Source organism: Sphingomonas sp. R647 (assembly GCF_020177055.1).
Classification (GTDB): Bacteria; Pseudomonadota; Alphaproteobacteria; order Sphingomonadales; family Sphingomonadaceae; genus Sphingomonas.
In genome coordinates this window covers 194,554-213,316 of sequence record NZ_JAIQXT010000003.1, presented here as the reverse complement: position 1 = coordinate 213,316, position 18,763 = coordinate 194,554, and the positions used below count along the sequence as shown (strand labels likewise).

At 64.9% G+C, this 18,763-nt stretch carries 18 protein-coding genes and 1 pseudogene; 11 read left to right on the top strand and 8 right to left on the bottom strand.

The window, feature by feature from the left end; genetic code table 11:
- Nucleotides 1-132 precede the first annotated feature (132 nt).
- Together K9B35_RS07955 and K9B35_RS07950 are read right to left on the bottom strand one after the other, a co-directional pair.
- Nucleotides 133-2,295 (bottom strand): integrase, encoded by a 2,163-nt coding sequence (locus K9B35_RS07955; RefSeq protein ID WP_224921298.1) that lies wholly within the window; start codon nucleotides 2,293-2,295, stop codon nucleotides 133-135.
- Nucleotides 2,292-3,365, bottom strand: a complete 1,074-nt coding sequence (locus K9B35_RS07950; RefSeq protein WP_224921297.1) for a hypothetical protein — start codon at nucleotides 3,363-3,365, stop codon at nucleotides 2,292-2,294. The genes K9B35_RS07955 and K9B35_RS07950 overlap by 4 nt, the downstream gene beginning before the upstream one ends.
- Between K9B35_RS07950 and K9B35_RS07945 the strand changes: the two genes are divergently transcribed.
- A complete protein-coding gene (locus tag K9B35_RS07945; RefSeq protein WP_224921710.1) occupies nucleotides 3,315-3,713 on the top strand; it encodes a hypothetical protein in 399 nt (132 codons plus the stop codon). The genes K9B35_RS07950 and K9B35_RS07945 overlap by 51 nt on opposite strands.
- On the opposite strand, the pseudogene K9B35_RS20365 reads toward K9B35_RS07945, so the two are convergent.
- Nucleotides 3,713-3,865, bottom strand: a pseudogene (locus tag K9B35_RS20365) (hypothetical protein); the annotation flags it as partial. The gene K9B35_RS07945 and the pseudogene K9B35_RS20365 overlap by 1 nt on opposite strands.
- The gene (locus K9B35_RS07935) at nucleotides 3,811-4,398 is read right to left on the bottom strand and encodes an RNA polymerase sigma factor (protein WP_224921296.1); all 588 of its coding nucleotides are present in this window, start codon (nucleotides 4,396-4,398) and stop codon (nucleotides 3,811-3,813) included. The pseudogene K9B35_RS20365 and the gene K9B35_RS07935, both read right to left, overlap by 55 nt.
- 464 nt (nucleotides 4,399-4,862) lie before the next feature.
- Here K9B35_RS07935 and K9B35_RS07930 point away from each other — a divergent pair, with 464 nt between their 5' ends.
- The 10 genes from K9B35_RS07930 (at nucleotide 4,863) to K9B35_RS07885 (ending at nucleotide 14,810) form a co-directional block, all read left to right on the top strand.
- The gene (locus K9B35_RS07930) at nucleotides 4,863-5,246 is read left to right on the top strand and encodes a hypothetical protein (RefSeq protein ID WP_224921295.1); all 384 of its coding nucleotides are present in this window, start codon (nucleotides 4,863-4,865) and stop codon (nucleotides 5,244-5,246) included.
- Nucleotides 5,247-5,339: 93 nt separating this feature from the next.
- On the top strand, nucleotides 5,340-6,548 hold the full coding sequence (locus K9B35_RS07925; protein WP_224921294.1) for a TolC family protein: 1,209 nt from the start codon (nucleotides 5,340-5,342) through the stop codon (nucleotides 6,546-6,548).
- On the top strand, nucleotides 6,548-7,798 hold the full coding sequence (locus tag K9B35_RS07920; RefSeq protein ID WP_224921293.1) for an efflux RND transporter periplasmic adaptor subunit: 1,251 nt from the start codon (nucleotides 6,548-6,550) through the stop codon (nucleotides 7,796-7,798). Before K9B35_RS07925 ends, K9B35_RS07920 begins: the two co-directional genes overlap by 1 nt.
- 11 nt (nucleotides 7,799-7,809) lie before the next feature.
- On the top strand, nucleotides 7,810-10,986 hold the full coding sequence (locus tag K9B35_RS07915) for an efflux RND transporter permease subunit (protein WP_224921292.1): 3,177 nt from the start codon (nucleotides 7,810-7,812) through the stop codon (nucleotides 10,984-10,986).
- A gap of 5 nt (nucleotides 10,987-10,991) precedes the next feature.
- Nucleotides 10,992-11,417 carry a hypothetical protein gene (locus K9B35_RS07910; RefSeq protein WP_224921291.1) on the top strand — a complete coding sequence of 142 codons (426 nt, stop codon included), beginning with the start codon at nucleotides 10,992-10,994 and terminating at the stop codon, nucleotides 11,415-11,417.
- A 29-nt stretch (nucleotides 11,418-11,446) separates the two neighbouring features.
- Nucleotides 11,447-12,142, top strand: a complete 696-nt coding sequence (locus tag K9B35_RS07905; protein ID WP_224921290.1) for a HupE/UreJ family protein — start codon at nucleotides 11,447-11,449, stop codon at nucleotides 12,140-12,142.
- Nucleotides 12,143-12,155: 13 nt separating this feature from the next.
- Nucleotides 12,156-12,785: a transmembrane anchor protein gene (locus tag K9B35_RS07900; RefSeq protein ID WP_224921289.1), complete on the top strand. Its 630-nt coding sequence runs from the start codon at nucleotides 12,156-12,158 to the stop codon at nucleotides 12,783-12,785.
- Between the two features lie 46 nt (nucleotides 12,786-12,831).
- Nucleotides 12,832-14,181 carry an MFS transporter gene (locus K9B35_RS07895; RefSeq protein ID WP_224921288.1) on the top strand — a complete coding sequence of 450 codons (1,350 nt, stop codon included), beginning with the start codon at nucleotides 12,832-12,834 and terminating at the stop codon, nucleotides 14,179-14,181.
- A gap of 69 nt (nucleotides 14,182-14,250) precedes the next feature.
- Entirely contained in the window at nucleotides 14,251-14,604 is a 354-nt protein-coding gene (locus tag K9B35_RS07890; protein WP_224921287.1) for a hypothetical protein, read from the top strand.
- 26 nt (nucleotides 14,605-14,630) lie between these two features.
- Nucleotides 14,631-14,810 (top strand): hypothetical protein, encoded by a 180-nt coding sequence (locus K9B35_RS07885; RefSeq protein ID WP_224921286.1) that lies wholly within the window; start codon nucleotides 14,631-14,633, stop codon nucleotides 14,808-14,810.
- 38 nt (nucleotides 14,811-14,848) lie between these two features.
- Here K9B35_RS07885 and K9B35_RS07880 read toward each other — a convergent pair whose 3' ends face one another.
- Genes K9B35_RS07880 through K9B35_RS07865 form a run of 4 tightly spaced genes read right to left on the bottom strand, consistent with a single transcriptional unit; the run spans nucleotide 14,849 to nucleotide 18,699 of the window.
- Nucleotides 14,849-15,283 carry a DUF411 domain-containing protein gene (locus tag K9B35_RS07880; protein WP_412103459.1) on the bottom strand — a complete coding sequence of 145 codons (435 nt, stop codon included), beginning with the start codon at nucleotides 15,281-15,283 and terminating at the stop codon, nucleotides 14,849-14,851.
- 12 nt (nucleotides 15,284-15,295) lie between these two features.
- A complete protein-coding gene (locus tag K9B35_RS07875; protein ID WP_224921284.1) occupies nucleotides 15,296-15,733 on the bottom strand; it encodes a DUF305 domain-containing protein in 438 nt (145 codons plus the stop codon).
- A 36-nt stretch (nucleotides 15,734-15,769) separates the two neighbouring features.
- The gene (locus K9B35_RS07870; RefSeq protein ID WP_224921283.1) at nucleotides 15,770-16,885 is read right to left on the bottom strand and encodes a copper resistance protein B; all 1,116 of its coding nucleotides are present in this window, start codon (nucleotides 16,883-16,885) and stop codon (nucleotides 15,770-15,772) included.
- The gene (locus tag K9B35_RS07865; protein WP_224921282.1) at nucleotides 16,882-18,699 is read right to left on the bottom strand and encodes a copper resistance system multicopper oxidase; all 1,818 of its coding nucleotides are present in this window, start codon (nucleotides 18,697-18,699) and stop codon (nucleotides 16,882-16,884) included. Before K9B35_RS07865 ends, K9B35_RS07870 begins: the two co-directional genes overlap by 4 nt.
- Nucleotides 18,700-18,763 lie beyond the last annotated feature (64 nt).

Below are 18,763 nucleotides of genomic sequence, written 5' to 3'. Positions count from 1 at the left end.
GGCGGCGGAGGCCCGTTCGCGCCGGGCACAGGGGGCTCGCGCACCCGTCAGGGCCGCAGCGAAGCGGAGGACGGCGAAGCCGTTGCGCGGGTGCGCCGACCGGCGCAGGACTCCGCCAACAGCCGGGGTGGTCTACGGCGCGGGAGGGTCGATCCCGGCAATCACCGCGGTCAGGCGGTCAAGCTCGCCCTCAAGCGCGCGGCGCTGGAGATCGGACATGCGCCGTTCGCGTAAATGCGCCCTGGCATCATCGGCCGCGCGCTCCCACGCCGGCCTGTGGCGGGCGGTGATACAGGCGTTGGGGCAGCGGGTCGGCTCGCACAGAGCGGTGAGCGGCTGCCTGGGATCGGGGGTCGTCACGCGCTTGAGGCAGAGCGCGGTCGCGGGATCGAAGAAGCAATCCGCGAGCAGACCGACGTGGAAGGTGCGCGCGACGCTGGCGAGCATGACGCGCAGGCGGGCCCGATCGGCGATCATGGCGGGCAGTGGCCCGAGCTTAACGGCGGCATCGTCGAGGGTCCGCGCGATGCGTGGTCCCGCCGGTCCGCCGAGTGATGCGCCGCCCTGCCGCCGGTCGAAATAGTCCAGCAGATCGTCAATCTGACCGAGCCGGCGCTGCGCCTCGACCTCTGCGCGAAACCCCGATCCACTGGTCCCGGCATAGCCCTCGAAAGCGGCGACCGAGGCATGCTTGTACTGGATCATGCCGGTGATGGTGCCGAACGGACGGTTGGCGATGTGCCACGCGATGGTGCGCCGGAACTGCCGCGTCGTGATGCGCCACGGCTTGCCATCGGGGCCGGGTGGGATGACCGGCGCATCGGGGCTGCCGAAGACGGTGTTGAGGTGGTCGCGGAAGGCGTTGAGCTGGCGGACCACCTCGCTCGACAGATGCGTCTTGGTGACAGCGCGGGGACGAAGCACCGGCCAGAGCGTGTCGCTTCCAGTCTTCCGTGCCGCGTGTTCCGACAGCCGTTCGAGCACCGTGATCGCCTCGGCCACCGGTTCGATCGTCACCCAGCTCGCCGACTCACCGGCGCTCGATCGGCGCTTGTAGAGGGTCGATCGGACGCGTTGCCGCTCGATCAGGCCGTCTTCGCTGCGCGCGATCGAGAGGCAGCCGCGCCGCATCGCCTGGACCTCGCAGTCGCGCATGCCGGTCAGATAGGCGCATACGATATAGGCGGCGGCCTGCAGCATCCGCTCCTCGATCGCTAGGGTCTTCACGTCGAAGCGGGCACGCCATGGCCGACCGCTCTCGGGAGCGATCGAGATCGGCGTGTCCATGCCGCCGACCTCGGTACCAAGCGATGCAACCGCTTCGCGAATGACATCCGGTGCGCCGGTAGTGAGCATGAGATGCATGGCCGGCTCGGCGACGGCATCGATGCCGGCATGCAAATGGAGGAGATGGGCGTTGATCGGCGGGGTTGCATCCCCGGTGAGGGGATCGATGCGCGTGGCGCCGTTGTGTGCCGTCGTCCAGATGGGCACGCCGCGTCCTTGCCGGGCTCGGCGCGCGAGATAGCGCTCGAGGCGCGCGCGCTGCCGCAGGCGGCGCTCTGCATCAGGCAGTCCGCGTTCGGCGGCGAGCAGCCGAGCGCGGACTGCCTCGAGCCGATCGAGCGCGACCCGAGCCGCCAGAATATCGGTCGCGAAGGTCGTGACATAGCGCAGCGACCAGGCGAGCAGCGGCGTGACAATCTCCTCCGGCATGCGTGGGGTGCGGTTCTCGCGCACATGCCGATATCCGGCGACGCGCGCAGCCGCTTGCCCGGCCCACGGCTCGAACCCGAGACCGCCTCCAGGCAGGTGATCCCGGAGATGGTAGAGATCGGTGACCACCTGCAAGAGCTGGCCGACGATGACGGGGCGCCGCGCTGAATCATCCCGCAGGTGGCGCGCATAAGCGTCGATCAGCGCCTGATCGATGCGGCCCAGGTCGAGCCGCCCAAGCCGCTCGCGCGCGAAGGCGAAGAACCGGCGAGCCCGGTTGAATGCCTGTCGGATGCTGGCGGGCGGCAGCTTCGGGTGGTAGCCGGGAAGACCGACGTTGAGGCGGGCGTAGAGATAGGCGCGCATTGCCGCCTGCACATCGGCATGTTCGAGCACGTCGAAATGCACGGTGACGTGGCAGCGCCGAGCGTTCTCGCGGAAGACGGCGGGACCGAGATCCCAGGTCGGGTCGCCGACGTGCGACAGCTCCTCGCGGGCATGGCCCGCCTTGAGCGGCGCGCTCGCCAGCACAGGGCGATCGTCGAACGCGGGCACGAGGGCATGGACGGGCGTGGTCATGCGCGTGCCTCCGGCGGCAGATAGAGCCGTTCGCTCCCCATCTGCCGGCGCGCTTCGGCGATAACGGCATCGGAGAAGACCGGCAGGACCTGGACCGTGATCCGGGTGTGGACGCGGCCGAACTTGGCGGCCCAGTCGCTCGCCGGCAGGCTGCATCGCTGCTCTTCGACGAACGCGAGAAAGGCGAGGATCGCGGGGAGCTTGCGCGCGGTGATGACGGCGTTGGGACAATCGAGGCAGCCCCAGAAGGGCTGCGCGCAGGGCGAACCGGGCTCGGCGAAAGGACTGCTATGGAAGCCCGCGCAGGCGGCGAGCCAGACATCCTGTTCGCCGTCGAGCACCGGACCCACCGTATCAGCCGACATCAGCGACGCGACCTGTTCGGGCGCTTCGCGCAGCGCCTGCTCGGCGGTGGGTGGAAGCACGGTCGGCATCGCCGCAGCGACCGCTGCGCGGAAGGCATCGGCGACGGCCGCCTCGTGCAACGGCCGGAGCGACGGCAGATCGGCATAGTGGCGCGCCGCGACCTCGCGGGTGTGACCGACCGCGAAGCGGGCCATATGCCCCTCGGTCTTGGTGTACCATAGCGCCTTGTGGGTCTTGCGCAGCCGGGAAAGCAGCAGATGGAGCGGCTTCCCATCATCGCCGGCGATACCATGGCGACGAGCCCAGGCGGCGAGTTGGAACTTGGGATCGACGATGCCGGCGCGAAGGCCGCCAACGTTGTGATAGAGCCAGAGGCAATCGTCGGTCAGATGCTCGCGTGCGACGGCGGTGACGTCGATCAGGCGACGCATGAGGCCGCCGGGTGTGCCGCTACCACCATCGCGGACCCGCATGCTCTTGTGCTCGGCACCGCGGGCGCGGCGCTTCAGATAGCGTAGCTCCACCGTGCCGGCATGCGGGTTGGTGAGACAATCCACGGTCAGCGTCTTCAGGCACTCCGGCTCGAGGCCGGTATCGAGCGTGAGCAGCACGAGCAGCGCCGGCAGATCGCGCGCGAGCAGATGATGGCGGCCATGCAGGTCGTCGATGAGCGTGCTGATCGGCAATCCGCGCCGCATGCGCATGAAATAGAGGCGCTTCAGCGCGGGCTGGTCTGCGACGATAAAGCCCTGCCGCGCGATGATCGCTTCGACATCGGCGCGCGCCCTGGCGACGACAGGGTCGCCCTCATCAGTGCGGTCGTCGGCGCCGAGGCGGCGAAGCATCGCTTCGATATCGGCCCTCGCGGCGTCGCGCAGCGCGCGGGCGACGAAGGGGCTATAGGCATCGCGCGGGGTCGAGCGGCCCGCCGAAGTGGCCAGCGTGTAGCGCAGCCGCTCATGCAGGTCGGGCGCGATCCGATCGGGCCGGTCTGCCTCGATCGCGCGCAGCGTGTTGGATCGGCGGCGTACCAGGCCTCGAAATCCTCATGATGGTCCGCGCTGTCAGGCGCGCGCAGACGCGCCAGCCAGGTGACAGCGGTCGCCCGGATGGTATCGTCCGGGCTGGGTGCCTCCCCGGCCTCGGATGTCAACGCGACCTCAGCACGTGGTCGAGACGCGCGATTGCCTTCGTCATGTGCCATTCGACGCCTTTTACGCTCAATCCCATCCGCTTGGCGATATCGCTATAGCTGACGCCATCGACGCGGTGGGCCAGGAATATCTCGCGGGTCTTCGGATTAAGCCGCATCAGGGCGCCTTGGAGCCGGTTGAGTAGATCACGCGCCTCCAGCGCCGCGATCATGTCTGGCCCGGCGAGCGATTCCTCATCCGCAGGGACGTGCTGGGCGAGCGATCGCTGCAAGGCGGTCCTCGCGCGACTGCGAAGCAGGTTCGTCGCGATACGGTTGAGATAGGCTTCGGGTTGCTCGATCGTCCGGTCCTTCGTCGCCGACGCATCGACGAGCCGGGCGAAGCTCTCCTGCACCAGATCTCCCACATCCTGCCGATCCGTCCGGCGCGCGAAGTAGCGATGCAGCCGCGGCGCCTGAGTCTGGTACAAGTCGTTCAGCGCCAGGACCGATCCGGCCGCGACCCGATTATCGGGCGGCAATGGATCGCCCTCGGCCAGGCGAGGCGAGGTCAATGCGTTCAAAACATCGGGGATCAGGCGCATCGCGATACCCGATCCCGAGGGTATGGCGGACCACTCGCCCGAAAAAATCTGATCAGTCCAATATCCATCGCCGACTCGCCCGTTTCGAGGCGACGCCGGCGGAAGCCGGGTGTTGAGAAGCACGCTTGAGTCGTGCGCCGACGCCTTTGGCCGCAAGCGGCTTGGACATGCGCGTCGGCCACCCGGCCGCGTCGATGGCGGGTCATTCTTCCCAAGCGAGGTTCTCAAGCCTCGGCGCCGCCCTCGCGGCACCCGAGCAGACTAACAGCCTGACTCGAAGAAGCAACTCCGGCAGGGTCGGTTGAATGCGCGCCAAATGCCCGCCTTGGTAGATCTTATCACCTTTGCTTGGATGGCTTGGGTTGCTGCTCGCGAACCCGCGAACCACATTCGAAGACTCCGTCGAGATTTTTGGCACTAGTCGCCGATTGCCCCGCTTCGCCCAGGATGCTACGGGCCGGTATATGGGGCGCATCCTGTCAGCCTTGCTCATTCTCGTCCTGGCGCTTTCGCACGGGCCGATGGGCGCGGCCGTGCCTCATCTTGACGGTTCGACGCATGAGCATGTTCGTGCGGTCGATGCCGACCACCACGATCATCACAATGACGATCCTGCGGCCGTTGACGCGCAATCTGCTCAGACTGATGCAGCCCCCGACCGGTCGAACGATCTGGACAAGGCAACGCAGGGATCGGGCTATCATACTCACGTCGCCGCTGATGGTGTCCCGGGCAGCTCAATAAGCCTGCTTGCGAGCGCCAGCGACAAAGTCCGGCGGCAGCCCCTCGATGACGCCCGTCTGCGCTCGACAACGCTGGAACCACTCCCCGAACCACCGTCAGCCTGACCCTAGCCGTCCCGCGGCCTGCGTTCGCGCGCGCCGCTGACCGATAGGATCAGGAGATTTCAGATGCATTCCCCGTTCAGGGCCGCGCTTGTCGTGGCTGTCTGTCTGCCATCGGCAGCGCTGGCTCAGGCACAGCCGCTGACGCTCGACGACGCAATCCGGCGCACGCTTGCCGCCGCACCGCAAACCGCCTCCACCGCCGCCCGGATCGAGGCGCAGACCGCCGCGCGCACCGCCGCCGGACTGGGTCCGCAACCGACGATCGAAGTCACGACTGAAAACTTCGGCATTCCGAGCGGCGACCTCTATGATCAGTTTCAGGTCACTGCCACCTACAGCCAGCGCATCGAACGCGGCGGCAAGCGCGAAGCGCGCGTTGCCGTCGTCGATCGCGATATGGACGTGACGCGCGCTGAGGCGATCGTCGTTCGGCTAGACGTCATTGCACAGGTCCAGCGTCTTTATGTCGAGGTACAGGCGACCGAGGCGCAGATCGGTATCGCCAGGCAGCGGCTGACGATGGCCCGGATGGTCGAGGCCGAAGTGAAGCGCCGCGTCGCTTCAGCCAAAGACCCGCTGTTCGCCGGAATGCGCGCGACCACCAGTGTGTCCGAAGCCAGCGTCGATGTGGAACTTGCGATTCACGCCCGCGACGCCGCGCTGAAGCGACTGGCGGCAATGTGGGGCGGTGCATCGGCTGGTCTATCGGTCCCGACCAGCGACTTTCTGTCGTTCAAGCACGAGCCCGTCGGCGCGGCGGGGGCAGCCCCGGCGGACCTTGCCGTTTTTGTGGCGCGCGGCGCGCGTGCTGATGCAGCGATCAACCTTCAGGTCGCGAATGCCAAGCGCGATCCCACAATCTCTGCGGGACCGCGCTTCATTGGCACCGGTGATGTCGCACTGGTCGCTGGCGTCTCATTGCCGCTGGGAGGACGTCGCATATCAGACGCACGATTAGCCGAAGCCCAGGCCGACCGACGGCGGGTCGAGGCCGATCTGGCGGTTGAGCGCTTCACCCGCGAACGGACGATCGCGCTGGCCGTCGAGAAGGTCGAGGAAACCGCGCATGAGGCGGAGGCGATCCGCGATCAGGTCATTCCGAACGCCGACCTCACTCTGATGGAGGTCCGCGTCGGCTATAATCGCGGATTCTTCAGCTATGTCGATGTGTCGGCGGCGCAAACGACGCTCGCCAATGCCCGCGCCCGGATGGTCGATGCCGTGCGCCGTCACCATGAGGCCAGGGTCGAACTCGACCGACTGACCGGCCGCTTCACCGAACTCGCCAAGGGGGATTTCTGATGGCCCGCATCCACGCCGCGCTCGCCGCAGCGCTTATCCTGCCGTTGCCGCTGATCGCGTGTGGCGGCGAATCTGCAACCGAGAACACGGCGTCCGAAGCGGAGGGCGCACCCGCCGCCGATTATGAACGCGGGCCGCATAATGGCCGCATGCTGCGCGACGGGAATTTCGCGGTCGAGATGACGATTTTCGAGGATGGCGTGCCGCCCGAATTTCGCATCTATGCCTATCGCGACGACAAGCCGGTCGCACCGGGCGAAGTACAGCTATCGGTCGCGCTGGGAAGGCTGGACGGCGAGGTCAACCGCTTCGCCTTCAAACCGGAGGCGGATTATCTGCGCGGTGATGGCCGGGTGGTCGAGCCGCACAGCTTCGACGTGACTGTCGTCGCGCGCGAAGGCGGGCGCACCCACCGGTGGAAATATGATTCGTTCGAAGGCCGCGTGTCGATGCCCGCCGCCGCCGCCCGTGCGGCGGGCCTTGCATTTGAAAATGCCGGACCCGCAGAGATTGGCGAGGCGCTCGAATTGATCGGACGGGTCGAGCTCGACCCTTCGGCCACGGCGGAGGTTGGAGCCAAATTCCCTGGCCGCGTCGTCTCGGCATCGTTGAACGTGGGCGATCGCGTGCGGCGCGGGCAAGTGCTGGCGCGGGTCGAGAGCAATGAAAGCATGCAGATCTATTCGGTGACCGCGCCGATCAGCGGCGTCATCACCGAACGGCGCACCAACCCCGGCGATGTCGCGGGAAGCGATCCGATCTATGTGATCGCCGACCCATCCCGGACGACCGCCGCCTTCCCGGTGTTTCCGCGCGACATGGAGCGGGTCCGCGCTGGCGCGCCCGTTCAACTCAGCCTGCTTGAGGGCAATCGCACGATCGGCTCGACCATCCGCGATTTTCGCCCGGTGGCCGATCCCATGACGGGTGCGCTCGTTGCCCGCGCGCCGCTCGCCAACCGGGACGGGTTCTGGCGACCGGGAATGAGCGTCAAGGGCGTGCTGACCGTCGACCAGCGTCAGGTGCCGCTGGCGGTCAAGACCGAGGGGTTGCAGGCATTCCGCGATTTCACCGTCGTGTTCGCCAAAGTCGGTGACACCTATGAGGTGCGGATGCTGGAATTGGGGACGCGCGGCCCGGTGTGGACCGAGGTCAAGTCCGGCATCAAGCCCGGCCAGAGCTACGTCACCAAGGGCAGCTACGTCATCAAGGCGGATATCGAAAAATCCGGCGCCAGCCACGATCACTGAGGAACACGGCCATGCTTGAACGCATCATAAGGCTGTCGATCCGACAGCGCTGGGCCGTTCTGATCGCAGCGTTGCTGCTAATCGGTATCGGCATCTACTCGTTTGGACGGCTCAAGATCGACGCCGTTCCCGACATTACCAACGTCCAGGTGCAGGTGAACACGCCCGCACCGGGATTTTCGCCGATGGAAGCGGAACAGCGCATCACCTATCCGGTGGAAACGGCGCTGGCCGGCCTGCCCGATCTGGAGTTCACCCGATCGGTTTCGCGCGCGGGCCTCAGCCAGGTGACGGTCGTCTTCAAGGACGGCACCGACATCTATTTCGCGCGGCAGCTGGTCAATGAACGGCTGCAAGGCGCACGCGAGGCGCTGCCGCCGACCGTCGAACCGGCAATGGGTCCGATCGCGACGGGTCTGGGCGAAATCTTCATGTACACGCTGGAGGCAAAGCCAGGCGCGGTGAAGCCGGACGGTTCGCGCTATACGGCGCAGGATTTGCGTACGCTGCACGACTGGGTCGTGCGACCGCAATTGCGCAACGTGCCGGGCGTGACCGAGGTCAACTCGATCGGCGGCTATCGCAAGCAGTTCGTGATCGCTCCGATTCCAGCGCGACTGTCGGCCTATGGGCTGAGCGTCACCGAACTGACCGAGGCGCTGGAGAAGAACAACGCCAATGTCGGCGCGGGCTATCTCGAACGATCCGGCGCACAATATGTCATCCGCGTGCCGGGGCAGGCGACCGATCGAGCCGACCTGTCCGGGGTCATCGTGGCGTCGCGCAATGGTACGCCGGTGCGGGTCGCCGACGTCGCGGATGTCTCGATCGGATCGGAAATCCGGCAGGGCGCGGCGACCAAGGACGGGCGCGAAGTGGTGCTCGGCACTATCTTCATGCTGGTCGGCGAGAATGCGCGCGAGGTCAGCGTCTCGGTCGCGGAGCGGCTGGAAACGGTCAACAAATCGCTTCCCGCCGGGGTCGTCGCGGTCACCATGTATGACCGCTCAAAGCTGGTTGAAGCGACGATCGGCACGGTCGAAAAGAATCTGGCCGAAGGCGCGCTGCTCGTCATCGTCGTGCTGTTCCTGCTGCTCGGCAATATTCGCGCCGCGCTGATTACGGCGGCGGTGATCCCGATCACCTTCATGATGACGATCACCGGCATGGTCGCGGGGGACATTTCGGGCAATCTGATGAGCCTGGGCGCGCTTGACTTCGGCCTCATCGTCGATGGTGCCGTCATCATCGTCGAGAACTGCTTGCGCCGGTTCGGCGAGGCACAGCATCGGCTTGGACGGCTGCTGACCAGGGAAGAGCGGTTCGACATCGCGGCATCGGCTTCCTCCGAAGTGGTGCGGCCCAGCCTGTTCGGCATCGCGATCATCACGATCGTGTATCTGCCGATCTTCGCGCTGACCGGGGTGGAGGGGAAGACGTTCCACCCGATGGCGATCACGGTGGTGCTGGCGCTGACGGCGGCGGCGATCCTGTCGCTCACCTTCGTGCCCGCAGCCGTGGCAACTTTCGTGAGCGGCAAGGTCAGCGAAAAGGAGAGCGCAGCGATCCGGGCGGCCAAACGCTGGTATGCGCCCTTGATCGACTGGGCGCTGAAGGCGCGCATCGCTGTGCTGGTAGGCGCGGTCGCGCTGGTTGCCCTGAGCGGCGTCGCGGCGACACGGCTGGGATCCGAGTTCATCCCCAATCTGGACGAAGGCGATATCGCACTGCACGCGCTACGCATCCCGGGCACCAGCCTCAGCCAGGCTGTGCAGATGCAATCTGCACTGGAGAACAGGATCAAGCGCTTCCCGGAAGTGCAGGACGTGTTTGCTAAGATCGGCACCGCCGATGTCGCGACCGATCCGGTGCCACCTTCGGTCGCCGACACATTCATCATCATGAAGCCCCGCGACCAATGGCCCGATCCACGCAAGACGAAGGCGCAACTGGTCGATGAAATGAACGCGGGCATTCAACGCGACGTGCCGGGTTCGCGCTATGAGTTCATCCAGCCGATCCAGATGCGGTTCAACGAATTGATTGCGGGCGTGCGGTCGGACGTGGCGATCAAGATCGTCGGCGACGATCTCGACGAACTGGCCGCAGCGGCGGAGCGGGTCGTGGGCATCGTCACAGCGATTGACGGCGCACAAGATGTTCAGGCCGAGCAGGTCACCGGCCTGCCGTTTCTGGAGATCATTCCCGATCGCCAGCGGTTGAGCCAGCTGGGACTCAACATCGCCGATGTCCAGTCGGTCGTGTCCGCCGCCACCGCAGGCACCGAGGCGGGGCAAATCTTCGAGGGCGACCGGCGCTTCGACATCGTCGTTCGCTTGCCCGAGGCGATGCGGCAGGATCGCTCCATCATCGACCGGCTGCCGATCCCGCTGCCGGGCGGCGGCGAAGGGCTGCGCGACAGCGTGCCGCTATCCGAAGTGGCGACGATCCGCGAGACAACGGGTCCAAACCAGATCAGTCGCGAGGATGGCAAGCGGCGTGCGGTGGTCACCGTCAACGTGCGCGGTCGCGACCTCGGCTCGTTCATTGCCGAGGTCCAGGAAAAGGTCGCAGCCCAGGCCGAACTGCCGGAAGGCTATTGGGTCGATTATGGTGGCACATTCGAGCAGCTTCAATCCGCGTCGGCACGGCTCCAGATCGTCGTACCGCTGACGTTGCTGCTGATCCTCGGCCTGCTGTTCCTGCTGTTCGGCTCGCTCAAGGATGCGGGCATCGTGTTCTCCGGCGTGCCGCTGGCGCTGACCGGAGGCGTGCTCGCGTTGTTGTTGCGGGATATCCCGTTTTCGATCTCGGCGGGCGTGGGCTTCATCGCGCTGTCCGGCGTCGCGGTGCTCAATGGCGTGGTGATGCTGAGTTTCATCCGCCAACTTCGCGAGGAAGGAATGGGCCTCGACGACGCGATCCGCGAAGGGGCGCTGACCCGCCTGCGACCGGTGTTGATGACGGCGCTGGTCGCGTCGCTCGGCTTTGTCCCGATGGCACTCAATGTCGGGATCGGCTCGGAAGTGCAGCGCCCGTTGGCAACAGTGGTTATCGGCGGGATCATCTCGTCGACGCTGCTGACGCTGGTCGTCCTGCCCGCGCTCTATCGCCTCGTCCAACGTCGCCGGGCGGACGACGAAAATCCTGAAGCATCACCACACACCCAGCGCCTCGCGAAAGGATGACGATGATGACGCTTGCAAACACGACCCGGCAACGGGTCTTCGGTGCGGCATTCGCCGTGCTCCTCTTGTCTGGCTGCATGGGCTTGGAACCGTTGCCGTTGCGACCCACCGCTGTGGCGGCCTCTGACGACCCTATCTCGATATTCTGGCTGCATGCCTATCAAGCGGGGGATGGCGTGCGCGTCGTTGGCAATATCCGACCGCGCAACGGCGTGTATCGAACGGGGCGGGGCCATCTGGACGTGACCGCGACCCTCGCCAATGTCAGCGATACGCGAACGATTGGCACCCGGCCCGGCCCGCTTCCCAGACGAGGGAAGGGCACGCGATCGTTCAGCGTCTTCTTCAACAAGCTGGATCGCCGGGACATCGTGCAACTTGCGGTGGAATATCATGAGGGCGCGCTGCACGCAGCCGTCGTGAAAGGATGATGATGCCTGCGAACACAATCCAGCGATGGATGTCTGATAAACGAACCGCGCTCCTGTTGCTGAGCGCCCTGCTGGTCCTGCTGCTCGCCGCCGTCGATGCGTTCGCGCATGGCGTCGAGGAAGGCGACAAGGGCTATATTCAGGAAAGCAGCGGGGTGCTGTTCATGCCTTTCCTGTATCTGGGGGCCAAGCATATGGTCACCGGATACGACCATCTGCTGTTCCTGTTCGGGGTCATCTTCTTCCTGTATCGGATGAAGGACATCGGCATCTACGTCACGCTGTTCGCGGTCGGCCATTCCACCACGATGCTGTTCGGCGTGCTGACCGGGATCAGCGCCAACGCCTATCTCATCGACGCGATCATTGGTCTGTCCGTCGTCTACAAGGCGCTCGATAATATGGGGGCGTTCCGGCGATGGTTCGGCGTTCAGCCAAATACCAAAGCGGCAACTCTGATCTTCGGCTTCTTCCATGGCTTTGGACTGGCGACCAAAATCCTTGAGTTCGAGATGTCGCCGAACGGCCTGCTGCCCAATCTGATTGCGTTCAACATCGGTGTCGAAATCGGCCAGTTGCTCGCGCTCGGCGCGATCCTGATCGCGATGGGTTTCTGGCGTCGCACCCGCAGCTTCCAGCGCCATGCTTATGTCGCCAACGTAATCCTGATGACCGCTGGCTTCGTGCTGGTGGGCTACCAACTGACCGGCCTCGTCGCCGCCTGACCGGAGAAATCCCATGTATAATTCCCAGATGCCAAACGCCGACGAACTGCCCACGTCGCGTCAGCTCGTTCGCTCGACCGCGATTGCGGCGGGGGTTGCGGGCGCGTTGCTCGTGACTATCGTGCTGCCATCCGAATATGCCATCGATCCCACGGGCATCGGGCGGGTGCTCGGCCTGACCGAAATGGGCGAGATCAAACAGCAGCTCGCGGCGGAAGCTGCCGAGGAAGAAGCGCAGGCGGCGGCACCGACTCCGTCGGCAATGCCGGTGGCGACGTCACCAGCGGCAAAGGCCGATGCGACAAAGGCGGCAGCCGCGCGCACCGACGAAATGAAGCTGACGCTTGCACCCGGCGAAGCGGCTGAGATCAAGGTCACTGCGGACGCCGGGGCCGCTATCGCATTCGACTGGTCGGTGACGGGCGGACACGTCAACTATGACACGCATGGCGACAAGATCGGCGCGCCTCGCGGCTTCTACCACGGTTATGGCAAAGGCAAGGAGTCGACCGGCGAGCGCGGCACGCTGGTTGCTGCATTCGACGGGGGACATGGCTGGTTCTGGCGGAACCGCTCAGGCGCGCCGGTGACGGTCACGCTGAAGACCAGCGGGAATTACGCTGCGATCAAACGGGTGGTTTGACGCGAGCGTCTCTGACGTGTGAAGCGGACGACAATGGGGACATGAAATGCTCGCCGTTCTAAGCAATACCACCTACCGCAACCTGTTCCTGGCGCAGGTCATCGCGCTGGTCGGCACGGGTCTGACGACCGTCGCGCTGGGCCTGCTCGCCTATGAGATCGCCGGTAGCAACGGCGGAGCGGTGCTGGGCACGGCGATGGCAATCAAGATGATCGCCTATATCGGCGTCGCGCCTGTCGTTGGTGCCTATGCCGCCCGTCTGCCACGCCGCGCGTTCTTGATCGCGATGGATGTCATTCGCATCGGCGTCGCGCTGGTTCTGCCATTCGTGGACCAGGTTTGGCAGGTCTATGTGCTGATCTTCATCCTGCAATCGGCCTCCGCCGGGTTCACGCCGACGTTTCAGGCGACTATTCCCGACATATTGCCGGACGAGAAGGATTATACCCGGGCGTTGTCGCTCTCGCGGCTGGCCTATGACATGGAGAGCCTGACCAGCCCGATCCTGGCGGCGGCGCTGCTCACGGTCTTCAACTTCCACTGGTTGTTCGCCGGGACGGCGGTCGGCTTTGCGGCATCGGCATTGCTGGTGCTGGCGACCGCGCTGCCCGCGTCATCGGCGAAGCAGCGACAAGGTGGCATCTGGACCAACACGACGCTGGGCACCCGCATCTATCTCGCGACACCGCGGTTGCGCGGCTTGCTCGCCGTAACCCTTGCCGCTGCCGCCGCCAGCGCCATGGTGATCGTCAACACGCCGGTTCTGATCCGCGCGGGGCTGGGCCTTGGGCAGAGCGAGGTCGCGATGACCCTGGCCGCATTCGGCGGCGGCTCGATGATCGCCGCATTGCTGTTACCCAGACTGCTCGATCGGGTTGTGGATCGTACGGTGATGCTGGCTTCCGCCGCAGCGATGACCCTGCTGCTCGGCGCGCTGGCGCTGGGATGGCAGCTGCACGGGCGATCAGGCTTCTGGTATGCGTTGCTGGGCGGGTGGCTGCTGCTCGGTATGGTTTATGCCGCCAGCATCACACCCGGCGGACGGCTGTTACGACGTTCAGCGGGTTCCGATGATCGCACCGCATTGTTCGCGGCACAGTTCGCGCTCAGCCATATCTGCTGGTTGATCGCCTACCCGCTCGCCGGACAAGTCGGCGCGCTCGCAGGATTTGGCACGGCGTTCACGGCGACCGCGATTCTGGCCGCGATCGGAACCATCATTGCATTCCTGATCTGGCCATCCCGCGATCCGGAAGTGGTCGAGCATCGTCATGACGACCTGCCGCCCGGTCACCCGCATCTGATCGAGGCACATCCAGATGGACGGGCTGGGCACGCCTTTCAGATCGACGATCTCCACCGTCACTGGCCGCGCCGGGAAAAGAAGGGATTGTGACTTATCAAGGATCGGCGTGATCTGCTCATATCGCTGGCAGGCGCACCGCTTCAGGGGTAATGAAAAACGATGGACACGGGCCGCGTGAACCGCCGATCGATCGCCAGCATGATAGGCCTGCTTGTGCTGGCCTGTCTGCTTGTCCTCAAGTCGCCGCCCGTCTGTGAGATCGTTGCATCGCCGCACGTGACGGACATGGCTGCCTGCCCGGAGATGCCGCGCAAGCCACCGGTGCAAAAATCGGCTTCGCTTGCGTGCGCGGCTCCCTGTTTGCTGGCGAATACCGCGCCCGTCGCTCCGCTGGCGATCAGGCTGGCGCTAAGCACCGTTTACGATCCGTCGAGCGCCGAAACGCTCCGCAGCGTCAACGAAGGCCCCGCACCGCCGCCGCCTCGCACCCGTGATCGACCTGCACTCTACTGAATCTGATCAAATCACGGAGACTATCGATGAAGAATCTCAAACTACTCGGTGCCACCTTGGCGCTCTTGGCCTCGCCTGTTGCCCATGCTGCCGAGGGCATGGATTGCTGCAAGGACATGAAGACCTGTTGCTGCAAGAAAGAGGGCGACAAGCCGGGCTGCTGCGACGACATGAAAAAGGAAACGCCCAGCACGCAGGGCAAGTAACGAATGGGGAGGGAGGCGTCCGCGCCTCTCTCCCTTCCTCAATGACGTGCGAAGACTTTCTGCCCGCCCAATCCAAAGGCAATGACGCTGTAGGGCTGGGCCTTCGCGCCCGGTACTTCCATGCCGGGCGAGCCGATCGGCATTCCGGCCACCGCAAGGCCTTTCACACCCTTCGGTCGCGTCGCGAGCGCGCGCTTCATGTCGGCGATGGGGACATGCCCCTCGAACGCCATGCCGTCGATGATCGCGGTATGACAGGAGGACAACGCCGCAGGCACCCCCGCCTTTTGTGCGAGAGCGGCACGCTGGGGATTGTCGATCATCCGCACTGGTCGCTTGATTTCGCGTTGCGCGATCGCCGCCCATTTTGTGCAACAACCGCAACCCGGATCACGATGCACTACGACGTCGGCGGCGAACGCCGAAGTGGCCACCAACAGCAGAACCGTCGTGGACAGCGGCTTCAAAATCATCATCGTTGCTTCCTAATTTTCCAGCATGCTTTTCATCTGCGCGATCTCCTCGCGCTGTGATTTGATGATCTGTCGGCACAACGATACCAGTTCGCGATCGCTGAGCGATGCCTGCTCACACATCAGGATCGCACCTGAATGGTGCGGGATCATGGATCGGATGAATGCGGTGTCGTCGATCGTAGTCTGAGTTCGGAGCAACGCGAAGCTGCCGAAGAACGCGACGGCTGATCCGGCAAGCAGCAACACATTGAGGCGCTTGGACGGAAACATGTCCCGCATCGCCACGATCATCAGCACAACCATCGGTGCGACCATCATCAGCGTCATGTAGAGCATGTTGAGGTTGTTGTAGAAGCTCGACAGCTGGTCGATCATCACGAACATCACCAGATACATGATGACCCCGCTGATGGCGGTTTGCAGTGCGAGGCTGCGATAGGGGGTCATTGCATTCTCCTTTGCCATTTTCGTCGGTCTCCGACCTCAGAACCAGGCCCTGATCCCGACGACGAAGGTGGTTGCCGAAGGGTCTTCGCCGTCAGCGCGGGCGAAGCGCGCGGTGCGGCCGAATTTCGATGAATGCGAGATGCCGATATAAGGCGCGAATTCGCGTACGATCTCATAGCGCAGACGAAGGTCGAACTCGGCATCGGAAAGCCCCGCGCCGATTCCGCTCTCGATTACATCCTGCGCCGCCAGATTGAACTCGACGCGCGGTTGCAGGATAATCCGCTGGGTGATCCGCTGATCATAACTGGCCGCGAGCCGTCCCAGCACATCGCCCTTGGTCGATACGAACGCATGAGCCTCGACTTCAAACCAATAGGGGGCGAGCCCCTCAATGCCGAACGCTGCATAACTACGCGCCTTGGGCTCGAAATCGTGACGGACGCCGGCCTGCAGGTTAAAATATGGGCCGATGGCGCGGCTGTAGAGCGCCTGCGCCTCGGCGCTTTCGACCGCCTCACCAAAGCTGCCTTCGCCCTCGGTCTTGACGATCAGCCGATCGATGTCGCCGCCGAACCAGCCTTCCCCTTCCCACCGATAGCCCTCGCGCCCCTTGCGGATTTGCAGCTCGGCGATGTCCAGCATGATTTGGCTGAACGTGCCGCCGCCATGCTCGCTGCGCAGTGCCTTGCGCGCGCCGGTCATCGCCTCGCGCCCCCAGACACGGTCGGCATAGTTCGGCTCGGGCGCGGCGGGTGCCGGAGCGTTTCCGGCGGGCAGCGCGGTCCCGCCGCTGCCGGTGCTCGGTGCATCGGCGGCCATATCAGGCATTGCCGAGCTATCGCCCCCGGCTTTCTCGGGCGCAGCGGGGGCTGCACCCGCGGGTGTGCAATGCCCCATTGCCGCATGTTCAGGTGGGCAGGCCGGGTCGGTGGCCGGTGCCGCCTGCGCCGGTTTCGCGGGTGCCGCTATTGCAGCTGGCTTTGCTGCCGGTGTCGACGTCGGACGCGGCTTCGCTACCGGCTTTGGCTTGGGCGCGGTTTTCGCCGGCATCTTCATGCCGGGCATTTTCGAGTGATCCATCGTCTGCGCGGCGACGGGGGCGGCCAGTGCGATTGCGGCGGCGGCGGTGGCGAGCGACAACATCTTCATGCCCCCTCTCCCCCGCGCGGTCGGACGGTCACGACCTGCATCATTCCCGCATGCATGTGATAGAGCATGTGGCAGTGGAACGCCCAGTCGCCGACCGCGTCGGTGGTGACGTCGAAGGTCACGGTGCCGCCCGGCTGCACCTGCACCGTATGTTTGCGCGGCGCATATTCGCCATGCCCCGTCACCAGCTCGAAGAAATGGCCGTGGAGATGGATCGGGTGGCCCATCATCGTGTCGTTGACCAGGGTGACGCGCACCCGCTCGTCCTGCAGGAACGGGATCGGATCCTTGACCTCGTTCAATTTCTCCCCGTCGAACGCCCACATGTAACGTTCCATATTTCCGGTGAGGTGGATGCGCATCGCCCGGTCCGGGGCACGCACATCGGGGTTGCGCTCCACCGCGATCAGATCACGATAGACCAGCACCTTGTGCCCGACATCCGCCAGCCCCTGGCCGGGCTCGCCGGTGCGGTCCATCGGCATCGGTGAGATCGTCTGGACTGTCGGCGTTTTCTTGACCCCGGGCGCGACGGCGAAATCACGCATCGAATGTTCCATCCCGGCCATGCCGCCGCCAGCCCCGGCGTCTGCCGCGCCGCTTGCCGCAGGCGTGCAATGGCCCATCGCGGCATGTTCGGGCGGGCAATCCCCGGCACCCGGCGTGGCGGCTGCGCCCGCCATCGCACCGTGATCCATGCCGCCCATGCCCATATCCTTCATGGTGGCGATCGGCCGTTTGCGTAAAGGCGGCACCTCCGCCGCCATTCCCGCGCGCGGGGCGAGTGTGGCGCGTGCCATGCCCGAGCGATCGACGCTTTCGCCAACCAGCGTATAGGCGCGATCGTCGGACGGCTCGACGATCACGTCATAGGTTTCAGCGACGGCGATCTGGAACTCGTCCACCTGCACCGGGCGTACATTCAACCCGTCGGCCTGGACGATCGTCAGCTTCAACCCCGGAATACGGACGTTAAAGGTGGTCATTGCCGATGCGTTGACGATGCGCAGCCGCACCCGCTCTCCGGGCGTGAACAATGCGGTCCAGTTGTCACGCGGGCCGTGGCCGTTGACCAGATAGCTATAGGTCGAACCGGTCACGTCGGAGACGTCGGTGGGGTCCATGCGCATCTTGCCCCAATCGAGGCGATCCTTGGCCGATTGGCCTTCGCCGCGCAGCAGATCGGCCAGCGTCTGTTTCTGCTGATTGAAATAGCCGCCCTGCTGTTTGAGCTTCTTGAAGATGATGTGCGGGTGCATCTCGCTATGGTCGGACAGCACGACGACATGTTCGCGGTCGGAGGCAATGGGGTCCGTGCCTGCCGGATCGATCACGATCGGCCCGTAATGGCCAAGCTGCTCCTGCAATCCCGAATGGCTGTGATACCAATAGGTGCCGGCCTGTTTGACCGGAAACTCATAGGTGAAGGTCGAGCGCGGCTTGATGCCCGGAAAGCTGACGCCCGGTACGCCGTCCATGTGAAATGGTAGGATCAGCCCGTGCCAGTGGATCGAGCTGTCCTCGTCGAGCGCGTTCTCCACGTGCAGCCGGACATTCTGACCCTCGCGCAGCCGGATCAGCGGGCCTGGGATCGTGCCGTTGATGCCGATCGCGTGGCTTTCGCGTCCGTCGATCGTCATCATCTGGTGCGCAATGCGCAGTCGGATATCCTCGCCGGAGACACTCGGCAGCGCCTGGACGATACCAGCCGACACCGGCTGTGCCCACGCCGGAAACCACGGGGCGAAAGCGAGCGAGCCGCCCCCAAGGGTGGCTCCGCGCAGCAGATTACGACGGCTTAGCAGCAGCGACATGTGATGTATGGCTCCGATGACGTTACCCGCTTTACGCAGAATATCGGCCCGGCCCTCATCGCGA